We start from the raw sequence: 14,676 nt of genomic DNA, 5'->3' as shown, positions 1-14,676 counted from the left end.
CACCGTGTCCGGCGGCACCCCCAAGGCAGTCGCTTCAGGCCAATTGTCGACGCCGGCGCCGCCCCTCATTGTCCTGCCGGACATTTCTCCCCGTATAGGGACGGGGAGAAAGGGGCTGGCCATGATCTCGGCGCTCTTATCGCGACGCTTGTAGTTGGCGAAATCACTGATCAGAGCACCCCTCTCCCCGTCACTATACGGGGAGAGGATGCCGGCAGGCAGGTGAGGGGCAGCGCCAACGCCCGCAAGAAATTCAGCCTTTGCCAATTTTTGCCGCCTTGCCCTTATCGAACCACCACAGCGCCTCGACCGGAAAGCCGAAATCGGGCTTCTGCTCGACAAAGCCGAACATGTCCCAATAGGCGACGCGGTGATTCGCCAGATAGTATGTTGGAATCCAGTCTAGCCGCGCGCGCAAGACCCGGTCGAGCGCTCTCAGCGCCGCGACGAGTTCTGCGCGGCTTTGCGCCTTGCCGGCCGCCACGATCAGCGCGTCGATGGCCTTGCTTTTCGTGCCCGGATAATTGCGCTGCCCCGGTGTGTCAGCCATCCGGGAATCATAGAGCATTTCCAGCCCGTCATCAGTCGGTGTCGCTCCGATCGACCAATGGAGCATGTTGAGATCGAAGTCGAAATCGCTCTGCCGCTGTTCATATTGCGCTGAATCGACTTGCCTGATCGATGCGTCGATTCCGATCGCCTTCATATTCTCGGACCACGGAGTGTAGATGCGAACGATGCCGTCATCCTCCGCCAGCATTTCAACCCGCAGCCGCTCACCCTTGTCGTTGACGAGGAAACTGCCCGCGCGCTTCCAGCCGGCTTGCGCAAGCAACCGCGAAGCCTCGCCCAGCTGCTTGCGGTCATGGCCCGAACCGTCGGAGAGGGGCTGCGTTACGGCTTCACCAAAGACCTCTGGCGGCAACTCGGCTCGGAACGGCTCCAGCAGGGCCAATTCCTCAGGTGAGGGCAGGCCTTCGGCTTTGTAATCCGACCGTTCGAAATTCGATTGAGCGCGTTCGTAAGAGCCGTAAAACAACGCCCGCTTCATCCACTCGAAATCGAAGCATCTGGCGATCGCTCGTCGCACCCGTTCGTCGCGAAATTGCGGGCGACGCTGGTTAAGCGCGACGCCCTGCATGTCCGGCGTCTTTTCGCCGGGAAATTCCCGTTTGACGACCTTGCCGTCCTTCAACGCTGGAAAGTCGTATCCGGTCGCCCAGACACGCGCGGTGAATTCCTCGCGAAAATGCGTATCGCCCTTTTTGAAGGCCTCGAATGCCGCCTGCCGGTCGAGATAGAAGTCGATGCGGATACGGTCGAAATTGTACAGACCGCGGTTCACCGGGAGATCGCGGCCCCAATAGTCGGCCACGCGGTCATATTCGACAGTCTGTCCGGCCGCGACGCGTCCGATCCTGTAGGGCCCCGAGCCAAGCGGCGGTGCCATCGTTGAGGCATCGAAATTGTTGGCCGAATAAAAGGCCTTGGACACGATCGGCATTCCGACGACCGCCAGGATGTTTTGCGCCGACTGTTCGCCATTGAAGGTCAGGGCAAGGGTGACGGGATCGACCGCGGCCGCCTCCGTCATATGCCGCAGCGCCTTGGAAAGGTTCGGGTGGCCTTGGTCCTTGTAAAGCTTCAGCGCGAAGGCAACGTCTTCGGCGGTCAGCGGCGAGCCGTCATGGAAACGCGCTTGCGGCCGAAGCGCGAAGCGGAAGCCGTTGCGGTCTTGCGACAGCGTGACGGACTCGGCAAGCAGGCCGTAGACCGCATCCGGCTCATCGAGCGCGCTTGCCATCAGGGAATCGAAGCAGAGTTCGGCGCGCGGCGGCGCCTCTCCTTTCAACACCAGGAAATTCAGTGTGTTGAAAGTCAGGAAGCTCTGATTGAGGGTTGCGCTGGGCGGCGTGAAATTCATCTGGCCGCCCTTGGGAGCGTCCGGATTGACATAGTCGAAATGCGCAAAATCCGGTCTGTATTTGAGGTCGCCGAAGGCCGACAGGCCGTGCAGCTTGATCCCGGTGGCAATGTTTGCGAAAGCCTTGCCCGGCAACAAGGCGGCGGCAGTGGCAGCTGCGCCAAGAGCGAGAAAGTCGCGGCGGGGCAGGGCCGTCATCGATTGCCGCCCCATCAATTACCGCCTTTGTATTTGGCCGCCAGCGCTTTTTCCTTGTCGAGATCGACCCACCAGGAATCGATATCGGCGCCGACATAGGCAGGCTGCTTGTCGGGGAACTTGAACTTGTTCCAATAGGCCAGCCAGACGGCGGAACGGTAATATTGCGGCACCACGTAGAAGTTCCACAGCAGGATGCGGTCGAGTGCGTGGGTGGCGGCGACGAGATCATCGCGATCGGTGGCGAAGATGATGCGATCGACCAGCGCATCGACGATAGGATCCTTAATGCCCATCAGGTTGCGCGAACCGGGCGCGTCGGCGGCCTTGGAACTCCAGAAATCGCGCTGCTCGTTGCCAGGCGACTCCGACTGGCCGAACAGACCCGTCACGACATCGAAATCGAAATGGTTCACGCGGTTGATGTACTGCGTCTGATCGATGATGCGCAGGGTAGCGTCGACGCCGATCTTGCGCAGGTTGGCAATGTAGGGGCTGGCGATCACCTGGTCTGTGTCGTTCCAGCCGAGGATCTCGAACTTGAACGGTGCGCCTGTCTTGGCGTTGACCATCTTGCCGCCCTTGATGACCCATCCGGCCTTGGCGAAGAGATCGACGGCCTGCTTCAGATACTTCCGTTCCGCTTGCGGCGAATCGTAGACAGGCAGCTTGAACTCCTGAGTGAAGAGTTCCGGCGGCAGCTTGTCGCGGTATTTTTCCAGGATCTCCAGCTCCTGGCCCTGCGGCAATCCGCTGGACGCCAGTTCGGTACCCTGGAAATAGCTCGATGTGCGGGTATTGAAGCCGAAGAACAGCGTGCGATTCATGCTCTCGAAATCGAATGGTATGGTCAGTGCTTCGCGGACCAGCCGATCCTGGAACAGCGGCCGCCTCTGGTTGAGAACAAAGCCTTGCATCGGCTGTGGCGACTGTGTCTGGAAGTCCTTCTTGACGACGTCGCCTGCCTGGATGGCCGGGAAATTATAGGCCGTCGCCCATTTGCGAGAACTGTATTCGCGGTTGATGTCTTCCAGCCCACCTTTGGTGAAGGCAAGCCAGGCGGCATTGTCGTCGAGGATGTAGGTGTATCGGCGCGTGTCGAAATTCTCGCGGCCGATCTTTACCGGCAGCTTAGCCGCCCAATAGTCCGGCACGCGCTGCCAGACGATTTCCGAACCGGGTTTGAAGCTGGCGATCTTGTAGGCGGCCGAGCCGAGCGGGATTTCCAGCGTCGGCTTGGTGACATCGCGCTTCTTGCCGCTGGCATCGGTGCCCTCCCACCAGTGTTTCGGCAGCACGGCAAGGTCGCCCATGATCTTGGGCAGTTCCCGGTTGCCCTTCTGGTTGAAATGGAATTCGACCTCGCGATCGGAGATGGCGACCGCATCGGTGACGTTCTCGAAATAGCGGCTGTATTGCGGGCTGTTGGCCTTCAGCACCTGGAACGACCAAATCACATCGTCGACGGTAATCGGCTGGCCATCATGCCATTTGGCGCGCGGGTCGAGCCGGTAAGTCGCCGAGGAATAGTCAGCCGGGTATTTGTAGGCGTCGGCGATCAGGGGATGGCTGACGCTGCCCTCATCGGTCGCCTGTTCCATCAGCGTGTCGTAGAGCAGGCCGCCGCCGAAGCCGACAAGACCCGCGGCAGGCGATCCCTGGACGACATAGGGGTTGAAGCTGTCATAAGTGCCGAGCAGCACCGAATTCAGCGTGCCGCCCTTGGGCGCGTTCGGATTGACGTAGTCATAGTGCTGGAAATTGTCGCCATATTTGGATTGGCCGATCAGCGATGAGGTTGTCCGCCACTCGTCGGCCCGGGTCGTCTGCAACCCTGCTACCAGCAGGGCCGCCGCCAGCAGCGACTTGAGAAGCGTTCGGCCAACCGTCATGCACTCTCCCTTTCGCGATGCGTGCCAGATCATCCAGAAGGGCGATCCTAGATGATTTGACGCTCGTGAAAACCGCAATGCGCCGGCTTTGTCGCCGCACCGCGCATTTTCCCAACAAAAAAGCCGGGCTGAACCCGGCTTTTTCAAGGACGTCGAGATGACAATCCGGTTATTTTGCCGGCGCTGCCGGAGCGGCCGGCGCCGCGGGCTTGGCCGGTGCGGCGCCGTCAGCCGGCTTGGCGGGCGCGGAGGCGTCAGCAGCGGCGCCCGGTGCCGGCAGCGGCTTGGGATTGTCCGACAGTGTGCGCAGATAAGCGATGACGTTGGCGCGGTCCTCGTCCTTGGGCAGGCCGGCAAAGCCCATGGCCGTCCCCTTCACGAATTTCTTCGGCGAAGTGATGAAGTGGTTGATGTTGTCGTAGGTCCACTTCTCTGTGCCGCCCTTGGAGAATTCCTTCATGCCGGCCGAATAGGCGAAGCCTTCATGCTCGGCGACAGGGCGATCGACGAGATCCCACAGATCCGGGCCGACCTTGTTGGGGCCGCCCTTTTCGCCTGAATGGCAGGCCTGGCACTTCTTGAAGACGGCAGCACCGGCCTCGACATTGGCGGTCGCCAAGAGGTCGGCGATCGGCTTGGCTTCGGCGGCTGGAGCGGCAGCGCCGCCTTCGGCGGGCTCCGCAGCCTCGATGGCGAAGCCGGGCTTTTCCGGCGCCGGCGAGGCAAACAGCGCGTCCGACACAATGCCGACCGAGAAGACGACGAAAACGGTTCCGAGCAATCCGGCGAGCAGCTTGTTGACTTCGTTGGAATCCATACGCCCCTTGCTCCCTTTTCCGGCGGACCGAACCGTCCACTCCGTCCGTCGGTATCGAGACCTGCCCTCCAGGGCCGGTCAAATCGGGCGGAAACTAGGTCTTTTGCTCCAGCGTTGCAACACCTATAAGGGCGCTGCCAGTGAGACCTTTTGCCACTTTTCCTTGTCCTCTTTTCGAACGCCTCGCCAGACCGATGTCCACCTTGATCCTGATCCCGGCCCGCATGGCCTCGACCCGCCTGCCGGGCAAGCCGCTGGCCGACATTGCCGGCGCCCCGATGATCGTCCATGTCGCGCGCCGCGCGGCCGAAGCCGGGCTTGGCCGGGTGGTGGTGGCGACCGACACGCAAGGCGTGGCCGAAGCGGTGCGCGCGCATGGTTTCGAGGCGGTCATGACGCGCATCGACCATGAATCGGGTTCCGACCGCATCCACGAAGCTCTGTTGGCGCTCGATTCCCGAGGCGAGGTCGAAACGATCGTCAATGTGCAGGGCGACCTGCCGACCATCGATCCCGGCATCATCGCCGCGTCGCTCAGGCCGTTCGAGGACGCCGCGGTGGATATCGCCACGCTCGGCGTCGAGATCGTCCGCGAGGAGGAAAAGACCAATCCCAACGTCGTCAAGATCGTCGGGTCGCCGCTGTCGGCCACGCGGCTGAGGGCGCTCTATTTCACGCGCGCCACGGCACCTTGGGGCGAGGGGCCGCTCTATCACCATGTCGGTCTCTACGCCTATCGGCGCGCGGCGCTGGAACGCTTCGTCGCGCTGAAGCCGTCGCCGCTGGAGCGCCGCGAGCGGCTTGAGCAGTTGCGGGCACTGGAAGCCGGCATGCGCATCGACGCCGAGATCGTGCAGTCGCTGCCGCTCGGCGTCGACACGCCTGTAGACCTGGACCGCGCCAGGGAAATCCTTTCAAACTGAGATATCGGCATGCCTGAAAAGACCAACAGAATATCCTTCCAGGGCGAGCCCGGCGCCAATTCCGACACCGCCTGCCGCAACGTCTATCCCTCGATGGAGCCGTTGCCGTGCCCGACCTTCGAGGACGCCTTCAATGCCGTCGAGACCGGCAAGGCCGATCTCGCCATGATTCCGATCGAGAACACCATCGCCGGACGCGTCGCCGACATCCACCACCTCCTGCCGGAATCCAGGATGCACATCGTCGGCGAATATTTCCTGCCGATCCATTTCCAGCTGATGGTGCTGCCCGGGGTCAAGCGCGACGAGATCAAGACCGTACACACACATATCCACGCGCTCGGCCAATGCCGCAAATACATCCGCAAGAACGGCTGGAAGGGAGTAGTCGCCGGCGACACGGCGGGTGCAGCCAAAATGGTCTCCGAGGTCAAGGATCGCACTATGGCCGCGCTGTCGCCGGCGCTGGCCGCGACGCTCTACGGGCTCGACATCATCGAGGAGAACGTCGAGGACACCGACAGCAACGTCACCCGCTTCGTCGTCCTGACCAAGAGCAAGCAATGGGCCGAGCGCACGTCACCCGACGTCAAGATGATGACGACCTTCATCTTCCGCGTCCGCAACGTGCCGGCCGCGCTCTACAAGGCCATGGGCGGCTTCGCCACCAACGGCATCAACATGACCAAGCTCGAGAGCTACCAGCTCGGCGCCTTCACGGCGACGCTGTTCTACGCCGACATCGAGGGCCATCCCGACGATCCGCTGGTCAAGCTGGCGCTGGACGAGCTTCGCTTCTTCTCGCGCGAGGTGCGGATTCTCGGCGTCTATCCGGCCAGCGAGTCGCGCGAGCAGTGGAAGGTGGCGGATTGAGCTACCAGCCCAGCGGCACGTAGTCGATTTCCATGAAGGTCTCGACCTCCGGCACCCAGCGGTCGCGCACGAAGGCGACATGGTCGGGATGGTCGTTGTACCTGGTGTAGGCGGCCTGGTCGGCGAACTCCATCGAGAAGCCGAACTGATAGTCGTTCATGGGGCTGACCTGCCGCAATTGCTCGAAATGCGTGACGCCCCGGATCGCCGAGAGGATTTTCCTGGCGTCGACGAGAAACCGCTTTTCCTCCAGCGAGTGCGGCGGATGCTTCAGCGTGAAGACGACGGTGTGACGGATCATTTGTCTCTCCTGCAATGACTTCGATGACTATTCGCTGTCGACCCAGGCGCGGATGAGGTGATGCGCGATGGCGCCTTTCGGCGGGGTGACCAGCGTGTCGGGATGCGTGCGGTCCAGCATCAGGCGAACCTCGTCGCGCAAAAACCAGCGGCAATCCTCCAGTTCGTTGAGGTCGGCCTGGATGTCTTCGTTGAGCGGCTCGCCGAAGCATCCGATCATCAGCGAATAGGGGAACGGCCAGGGCTGGCTCGCGTGGTAGACGACGCGGCCGAGCCGGATCCCGGCCTCCTCCAGCGTCTCGCGGCGCACCGCCGCCTCGATCGTCTCGCCGGGCTCGATGAAGCCGGCAAGTGCCGAATACATGCCCGGCGCGAAGTGCCGGCCACGCCCGAGCAGGCATTTGTCCCGCGTCGCCGTCAGCATGATCGCCACCGGGTCGGTGCGCGGAAAATGCTCGGTGCCGCAATTCGGGCAATGGCGCTTGTAGCCGCCCGCCCGCATCTGCGATTGCGTGCCGCATTTGCTGCAGAAGCGGTGGCTGGCGTGCCAGGCGAGCAGGGCCGCCCCTTGTGCCATCGCGCCGGCGGCGGCCTCGTCGATCAGTCCTTGCATATAGACCGAGCGGTAATCGATCGCCTTGACGGTTTCGGGCAACTGTTCGGCATCGATGCCGGCCAGCACCGCCAGCACCGGCCCCTGTTCGGAAAACCCGAGCAGGACGCCCTGGTCGAAGGAAGGGCTGAAGGGATCGCTCTCGGCGATGCGGTACCAAGGGTCGAAACCGCCATCGGCGAGTTTCAGGTAGAGCCGGCCGCCATTCATCAAAAGCAGCCGTGTCGTCGGATCGGCCAGCGCCTTGTCGACCGAATCGTCGGCGCGGTTCTCGGATTGCCGGTCGATCGTGTTGCCGGCAAAGCCGACGAACTGGCTCGGCTCGCGCACGGGCGCGTCAAACAGGCGAAAGCTCATATGGACTCTGGTGCTTTGGGATGGACATGCTTGGGATAGACACAGGGAAGGCTTATAGCGCTGCCCTTATCGTTTCGGCAAACCGGCGCAGGTCGGAGCGCTGATAGGGCTCGCGCAGGCCATACCCCCACACCGGGCCGGGCCAGCCGGGATCCCCCTCGGATCGTGCGACGATATGGATATGCAGTTGGCGCACGATGTTGCCGAGCGCGCCGGTGTTGATCTTGGTGCAGCCGCTCACCTTCTTCAGCGCCTGCGCCACCATATTGGTCTCGAAGGTCAGCATCGCCTGGTCGAGCGGCGTCATGTCGTGGATCTCCTCCGCGCCCGGCCGCTGCGGCACCAGGAGCAGCCACGGCCAGCGGCGGTCGTTCATCACCCGCAATTCGCACAGCCCAAGCCACATCAACTGCTCGCTGTCAGCCTCCAGCCGGGCATCCAGCGTGAATCCGGCCTTCAGGCCCGGCAGCATCGGCGTTTCCCTTGCTTTTCTTGGCTTCCTCAAACCTTGAACGCTAAAGCGGCTGCATCGGGGCTGCAAGCGAATCTCGCGGTTCGCGGTGCCGATTTGCCTGCGCACTTGCATTTCGTCGCGCAATTGCCGATATGGACAGCGGGAGGTTGGTGGTGGACGATCCACTCGCCAACCGGGTCAGGTCCGGAAGGAAGCAGCCCTAACGAGCCCGGAACGGGTCATTGTTCCAGCCTCCCACCTCATCGGCCCTCCTCGCGACATTGACGACGCATTGCAGCGCGGGCGAGACTATGCGCAGGAATCGGCGCTTTGGGCGCGGCCTTTTGGAGCTTAACGGCGAATGAGCGAAGCCGGAAATTCGGGGCCCGATAGTTTGGCGACAGGCAAGGCCGCGGCCTACCGTGTGCTGGCGCGCAAATACCGTCCGTCGAATTTCTCCGAGCTGGTCGGCCAGGAGCCGATGGTGCGCACCCTCACCAACGCCTTTGCCACCGGCCGCATTGCCCAGGCCTGGATGCTGACCGGCGTGCGCGGCGTCGGCAAGACCACCACCGCGCGTATCCTGGCGCGGGCCCTGAATTATAAAACCGCCACCGTTGATCAGCCCTCGGTCGACCTCGCCGTGCTTGGCGAGCATTGCCAGGCGATCATGGAAGGCCGCCATGTCGACGTCATCGAGATGGACGCCGCCTCGCACACCGGCATCGACGACATCAGGGACATCATCGAGCGCGTGCGCTATGCGCCCGTCTCGGCCCGCTACAAGGTCTACATCATCGACGAAGTGCACATGCTGTCCACGCAGGCCTTCAACGGCCTGCTGAAGACGCTGGAAGAACCGCCGCCGCACGTCAAATTCATCTTCGCCACCACCGAGATCCGCAAGGTTCCGATTACCGTCCTGTCGCGCTGCCAGCGTTTTGATCTCAGGCGCATCGACGCCGGTGCGCTGGTCGCGCATCTCTCCTCGATCGCCGGCAAGGAAGGCATTTCGGTCGACGACGACGCTCTGGCGATGATCGCGCGCGCGGCGGAAGGTTCCGCCCGCGATTCGCTCTCCATTCTCGACCAGGCGATCGCCCATGGCGCCGGCTCGGTCAGCGCCGAGGCCGTGCGCGCCATGCTGGGCCTGGCCGACCGCGCCCGCATCGTCGATCTGTTCGAACATGTGATGAAAGGCGATGTGGCGGCGGCGCTCGGCGAATTCCGCGCGCAATACGACACCGGCGCCGATCCGGCCGCCGTACTCACCGATCTGGCCGAGTTCAACCATCTCGTCACCCGGCTGCGCTTCGTGCCGACCGCGATGGACGATGCCTCGCTGTCGCAGGACGAGCGCCAGCGCGGCGCCGATTTCGCCAGGGCGCTGTCGGTGCGCGTGCTGTCGCGGACCTGGCAGATGCTGCTCAAGGGCATTCCCGAGGTACAGTCCTCCAACCGGCCGGTCAGTGCCGCCGAAATGGTGCTGATCCGGCTGGCGCACGCCGCCGATCTGCCGACATTGGACGAGGCGCTGAGATCGCTGGAGAGCGGCGCCTCGGCAACCGGCGCCGCGCCACGCCCGAACGGCGCGCCCGTGAACCCCGGCAATGGCGGTGCTGGCGGCAATGGCGCCAGCGCCGTGGCGCAGGCGCGCATGCCTGGCGGCTCGGGCGGCGCACAGACCATGCGGCTGGTCGAGGCCACGCCCGCTCCGGCCGCCTTCGTCGCGCCCCCGCAGCCGGCGCCGGAGACGCAAGCCGTACCGCTGAAATCGCTGGCCGACATCGTTGCCCTTGCCGACGCTCAGCGCGACGTCGCCTTCAAGGTGCTGGTCAAGCGCTGCATCCGTCTGGTGCGCATCGAACCTGGCCGCATCGACGTCGGCCTGACCGACGATGCGCCCAAGATGCTGCTCAACGAACTGACGACGAAACTGCGCGCCTGGACCGGCCGCAGCTGGCTGGTGTCGCTGTCTAAGGAGGAGGGCGGCCAGACGCTGGCCGAAATGGAATCGACGAAGCGTGAAAACGCTTTCCTCGATGCCAGGAACGACCCGACAGTCGCCGCCTTCCTGAGCCGCTTTCCCGGCGCCAAGATCATCGATGTGCGCATTCCCGACACGCCGGACGCCGAAGCGAGCGAGGCCGAAATGCCGGTCGAGCCGCCGGCCGATGACGACGAACCCTGATATCCAGCACTAATCCGCAAAGGATCGGACCATGAAAGATCTTCTCGGCCTGATGGGCAAGGCGAAGGAAATGCAGGCCAAGTTCCAGGCCATGCAGGATGAGATCGCCACGGTCGAAGCCGTCGGTCAGGCTGGCGGCGGCCTGGTCAGCATCATTTTGAGCGGAAAGTTCGACATCAAGTCGCTGAAGATCGACCCGTCCTTATTCAAGGAAGACGAGGTCGAAATCCTCGAGGATCTGATTCTTGCCGCGCACAATGACGCCAAGGCCAAGGTCGAGCAGATCATGCAGGAAAAGACCAAGGCGCTGACCGCTGGCCTGCCCATCCCGCCAGGAATGAAACTGCCTTTCTAGCGCTCGGTGCGCCATGATCGATGAGCCGTCCGAAAGACTGATCGAGCAGCGTATCCGCAACAGGATCTACGAGATTCTGGAAATCCTCGCCGATTGCGATGCCGGCGTCGATCTCGTCGGCATCAAGGGCTACTTCAATCTCTTCGAGGATTTCGTGCACCGCCCGTCGATCGAGGCCGGCACGTCGGCGCTTTCGAAGGACGAACGCGCGATCCTGCTGGAAATCGCCGAATTCCTGGAGGCGGCCTCCGAAACGAATCCTGATTTCACCAAGGCCGAGTTCATCGACAGCGACTGGCCAGGCAAGATCGCGCCGGCGGCCAGGGAGGCGCGGGCGCTGTTTCTCGGACGGGGCCTGTTTTCAGAGAAGGTCGAAGAGGTCGAACCCGGTCGGTCGGCGGCAATCGCCGCCGGGCGATAGGCTTTCCCGCGAAAGGCGCATAGCGTTTCCCCAAGGGAATTGCGGCGAAACGAAGAGAGAGCGGTCATCGTCTGTGTGAAACGACGGCTCGATCTATCTGGAAAGCCTCAATTTGTGTCAATTCGGCAACAGTCTGCCGTTAATAACGTTTTGGCCATCATTTTGCCCGAAAGTGTCTCATTCTTGCCGCAGCCTGGGGGCGGGCATTGAAGTGAGAGGGTTACCTGTTGATCGCCACGCGATGGAAGACGCCGCTGTTGCTCGGCGTCGTCACGTCTCCCCTTTTCTTGGCCGCTTGCAGCCAGACCACCTCGCACGGCATGTCGGTTGCGAGCCTGACCGACGCCATCACGCCGAGTTTCCTAAGTTCGCGCGCCTACAGTCACACGCCGAAGGACAGGGAATGCCTCGAACGGGCGATGTTCTTCGAATCCAACCGGTCGAGCCGCGATGGCATGATCGCCGTCGGCACGGTGGTGATGAACCGGCTGCGCTCGGGCAACCACGGCAGCACCATCTGCCAAGTGGTGGGTGAACCCGGGCAGTTCGCGCCGGGCGTCATGACCAGGCCGATGAATTCGCGCGCAATGCCCGATGTCGAGGAGGCCGCCGACGCCGTGCTCAAGGGCGAGCGCAAGGCCAAGCTCAAGAACACGATGTATTTCCACACCGCCGGTCTGCGCTTCCCCTACAAGAACATGCACTACACCATGGTTGCCGGCGGCAATGCCTTCTACGAAAAGCGCGGCCGCAACTGGCAGCCGCTGCCGGATGAACCGACGGTTGCCATTGCCTCGGCCGAGCAGCCAGCCGCCTTGCCAGGCGTGCCTGCGGTGCGCGTCGCTTCCGCCGAGCCCGTACCTGCGGCCAAGACATCCGCTCGCATCGCTCCAGTCCAGCAGGTCTACATGACCGCCGCGGCGGAGCCGGCACGCCCCGGGAAGACGGCAACCGCCCGCACCGCTGCGGCCCAGGAGACCTATGTCACTGCGTCCGCGGCGCCGACGGCAAAGTCCGCACGCGTCTCGGCGAAGCCGACACTGGTCGCCATGCAGGAGCCGATGGAGGAGCCGGATGTCGCCCGTTTCGGCGGAACCTTGACCGGCGGAACCTCGAACAAGAGGGTGATCTCCTCGGTTGAGGGCGAGCCGCAGGAAGCGTCGATGGGGTTCCAGTCGACGCCTGAAAACACCGACGCGATCGGCGCGATGATCGTCAGCCAGGGCCGCCCGCTCGAAACCAACTGATGCGTGTCGCAAACCCGCAATGGCAGGATGGCGGGACATTCGCGGACGCCGGATGTTTCAAAGCGCTCTGAAAAATCCTAGATCAGGGCGATGTCCAAGCGAATCGCCGGTCCCGAGATCGAACGCCTGATCCAACTCCTGGCCAAGGTGCCGGGGCTTGGCCCCCGTTCGGCCAGGCGCGCGGCACTGCACCTGATCAAGAAGAAGGAACAGTTGCTGTCGCCGCTCGCTGCCGCCATGGGCGAGGCCGCCGACAAGGTGCGCATCTGCTCCACCTGCGGCAATGTTGACACCTCGGATCCTTGCATGATCTGTACCGATCCACGCCGCGATGCCGCCACCTTGATCGTCGTCGAGGACGTCTCGGATCTCTGGGCACTGGAGCGGGCGGCGGCGATGAATGTGCGTTACCACGTGCTTGGCGGCACGCTGTCGCCGCTCGACGGCATCGGCCCCGATCAGCTCAACATCCGCTCGCTGATCGACCGCATAGCTGGCGGCGAGGTCAAGGAACTCATCCTCGCGGTCAACGCGACGGTCGAGGGCCAGACCACCGCGCACTACCTCACCGATCAGCTCTCCGGCTTCGAGGTCAAGATAACGCGGCTGGCGCACGGCGTACCGGTCGGCGGTGAACTCGACTATCTCGACGAAGGCACGCTGGCCGCGGCGCTGCGCTCGCGAACGGCGTTTTGACACGATTGCGGGGAGGATGCGCACGATGATTGTCACGCATCTTTCGAAGCTGGTGCTGCACGCCACGGAGCGTTGCTTTCGCAAGATCTGTTTTGTGTTCTTGCTGGTGACCCTGTCCGCGTTGCTCTTCGCCGCCCCCGCCTCCGCAGCCAAGATCGACGACCAGTTCAGCGCCTGGCTCCAAACCGATCTCTGGCCCGACGCCAAGGCGAAAGGCATTTCCAAAAACACGTTCGACGCCGCGTTCAACGGCATCAAGCCCAATGTCAATCTCCCCGACCTTCTCATGCCAGGCGAGAAGCCGAAGACGCCGCAGAAGCAGCACCAGGCCGAGTTCGGTTCGCCCGGCGCCTATTTTGCCGAGAAGACGGTTCGTGCGGTGACGTCGGGCGGACGCACCCGCGAGGCCGCCAATGCCCGCACGCTTGCCGCGATCGAAAAGCGCTATGGCGTGCCGGGCGAAATCCTTCTGGCGATCTGGGGCCGCGAGACCGGCTTCGGCGCGGCGAAGATGCCCTACGACGCCTTCGAAGTGCTGGGCACCAAGGCGTTCATGTCGACGAAAAAGGATTTCTTCCGCACGGAACTGCTGGCGGCGCTGGAAATCGTCCAGCGCGGGCTGGCCCCGGTCGGCGCGATGAAATCGTCCTGGGCCGGGGCGCTCGGCCAGCCGCAATTCATGCCGACCTCTTTCCTCAAGCATGCCGTCGATTTCGACGGCGACGGCCGCGTCGACATCTGGAATTCGACGCCCGACGTGCTGGCCTCGATCGCCAATTATCTTGTCCATTATGGCTGGGTGAGGGGACGCGGCTGGGGTTTCGAGGTGACCGTGCCTCAGAGCGTCTCCTGTTCGCTGGAGGGCCCGGACCAGGGCAAAAAGATCTCGCAATGGGCCGCCATGGGCATTGAGCGCGTCGGCGGTAAAGCCTTCCCGGCGAGCGAGCTGAAGGCGGAAGGTTTCCTGCTGATGCCGGCCGGGCGCAGCGGCCCAGCCTTCATCGCGACTCCCAATTTCTACGTGCTGAAACAATACAACACCAGCGACCTCTACGCGCTGTTCATCGGCCATGGCGCCGACCGCATCGCCCATGGCGATCAGAATTTTTCCGGTAGCTGGGGTCCGGTCGGCGATCTCCACCGCTCCGACATCGCCGCCTTGCAAGGGGCACTGGAAGCCAAGGGCTATGATGTTGGCAGCGCCGACGGCCTGCCCGGCTTCAAGACCCGCCGCTCGATCGGCAGATGGCAGGAAAAGAATGGTCAGGCCGCCACCTGTTTTCCCGATGCCGGCCTGGTCGCCGCGCTGAAATAGCTTCGAATTTTAGCAGATTTTTCCCGATCCCCGGCATCATTTGGCCGGCGCATGCGTGGACACGCCGCTGTGTATTCTGATCCACTGAGGCCGTCTCGCA

The 14,676-nt window shown here is 63.1% G+C and carries 14 protein-coding genes and 1 other RNA gene; 9 read left to right on the top strand and 6 right to left on the bottom strand.

Going from position 1 to position 14,676, the window contains the following annotated elements:
* Positions 1–253: 253 nt before the first annotated feature.
* The 3 genes from EN804_RS20660 to EN804_RS20650 form a co-directional block, all read right to left on the bottom strand.
* Positions 254–2,122, bottom strand: coding sequence for an extracellular solute-binding protein (locus EN804_RS20660; protein ID WP_135921093.1), 1,869 nt, complete (start codon positions 2,120–2,122; stop codon positions 254–256).
* A gap of 14 nt (positions 2,123–2,136) precedes the next feature.
* On the bottom strand, positions 2,137–4,014 hold the full coding sequence (locus EN804_RS20655) for an extracellular solute-binding protein (RefSeq protein WP_135921091.1): 1,878 nt from the start codon (positions 4,012–4,014) through the stop codon (positions 2,137–2,139).
* A 169-nt stretch (positions 4,015–4,183) separates the two neighbouring features.
* A complete protein-coding gene (locus EN804_RS20650; protein ID WP_127870715.1) occupies positions 4,184–4,831 on the bottom strand; it encodes a cytochrome c family protein in 648 nt (215 codons plus the stop codon).
* A 194-nt stretch (positions 4,832–5,025) separates the two neighbouring features.
* Here EN804_RS20650 and EN804_RS20645 point away from each other — a divergent pair, with 194 nt between their 5' ends.
* Positions 5,026–5,754 (top strand): 3-deoxy-manno-octulosonate cytidylyltransferase, encoded by a 729-nt coding sequence (locus EN804_RS20645; RefSeq protein ID WP_135921089.1) that lies wholly within the window; start codon positions 5,026–5,028, stop codon positions 5,752–5,754.
* Positions 5,755–5,763: 9 nt separating this feature from the next.
* Complete coding sequence (locus EN804_RS20640) at positions 5,764–6,627, top strand: prephenate dehydratase (protein WP_135921087.1); 864 nt, start codon at positions 5,764–5,766, stop codon at positions 6,625–6,627.
* A 1-nt stretch (position 6,628) separates the two neighbouring features.
* On the opposite strand, the gene EN804_RS20635 is transcribed toward EN804_RS20640, so the two are convergent.
* From EN804_RS20635 to EN804_RS20625, 3 genes are read right to left on the bottom strand one after another with little or no spacing between them, the layout of a single operon-like run.
* Positions 6,629–6,928 carry a Dabb family protein gene (locus EN804_RS20635; protein WP_135916849.1) on the bottom strand — a complete coding sequence of 100 codons (300 nt, stop codon included), beginning with the start codon at positions 6,926–6,928 and terminating at the stop codon, positions 6,629–6,631.
* Positions 6,929–6,955: 27 nt separating this feature from the next.
* Entirely contained in the window at positions 6,956–7,897 is a 942-nt protein-coding gene (gene nudC, locus EN804_RS20630; protein ID WP_127870717.1) for an NAD(+) diphosphatase, read from the bottom strand.
* A 52-nt stretch (positions 7,898–7,949) separates the two neighbouring features.
* Positions 7,950–8,369 carry an HIT family protein gene (locus EN804_RS20625; RefSeq protein ID WP_135921085.1) on the bottom strand — a complete coding sequence of 140 codons (420 nt, stop codon included), beginning with the start codon at positions 8,367–8,369 and terminating at the stop codon, positions 7,950–7,952.
* A 144-nt stretch (positions 8,370–8,513) separates the two neighbouring features.
* Between EN804_RS20625 and ffs the strand changes: the two genes are divergently transcribed.
* The 7 genes from ffs to EN804_RS20590 all read left to right on the top strand — a co-directional run bounded on the left by ffs (position 8,514) and on the right by EN804_RS20590 (position 14,576).
* Positions 8,514–8,610, top strand: an RNA gene (gene ffs, locus EN804_RS20620) — signal recognition particle sRNA small type.
* A 102-nt stretch (positions 8,611–8,712) separates the two neighbouring features.
* Complete coding sequence (locus EN804_RS20615) at positions 8,713–10,542, top strand: DNA polymerase III subunit gamma/tau (RefSeq protein ID WP_135921083.1); 1,830 nt, start codon at positions 8,713–8,715, stop codon at positions 10,540–10,542.
* A 31-nt stretch (positions 10,543–10,573) separates the two neighbouring features.
* Positions 10,574–10,897, top strand: coding sequence for a YbaB/EbfC family nucleoid-associated protein (locus EN804_RS20610; protein WP_127280300.1), 324 nt, complete (start codon positions 10,574–10,576; stop codon positions 10,895–10,897).
* Positions 10,898–10,910: 13 nt separating this feature from the next.
* Positions 10,911–11,318, top strand: coding sequence for a hypothetical protein (locus EN804_RS20605; RefSeq protein ID WP_135921081.1), 408 nt, complete (start codon positions 10,911–10,913; stop codon positions 11,316–11,318).
* A gap of 227 nt (positions 11,319–11,545) precedes the next feature.
* A complete protein-coding gene (locus EN804_RS20600; protein WP_135921079.1) occupies positions 11,546–12,565 on the top strand; it encodes a cell wall hydrolase in 1,020 nt (339 codons plus the stop codon).
* 90 nt (positions 12,566–12,655) lie between these two features.
* Complete coding sequence (recR, locus tag EN804_RS20595) at positions 12,656–13,261, top strand: recombination mediator RecR (RefSeq protein ID WP_127280959.1); 606 nt, start codon at positions 12,656–12,658, stop codon at positions 13,259–13,261.
* A 25-nt stretch (positions 13,262–13,286) separates the two neighbouring features.
* Complete coding sequence (locus EN804_RS20590; RefSeq protein ID WP_246693457.1) at positions 13,287–14,576, top strand: lytic murein transglycosylase; 1,290 nt, start codon at positions 13,287–13,289, stop codon at positions 14,574–14,576.
* The last annotated feature ends 100 nt before the right edge of the window (positions 14,577–14,676 follow it).

The organism is Mesorhizobium sp. M8A.F.Ca.ET.161.01.1.1 (assembly GCF_004792105.1).
Taxonomy (GTDB): domain Bacteria; phylum Pseudomonadota; class Alphaproteobacteria; order Rhizobiales; family Rhizobiaceae; genus Mesorhizobium.
The sequence above is the reverse complement of the archived record's forward strand: the minus strand, read 5'-3'. Positions and strand labels throughout refer to the sequence as shown.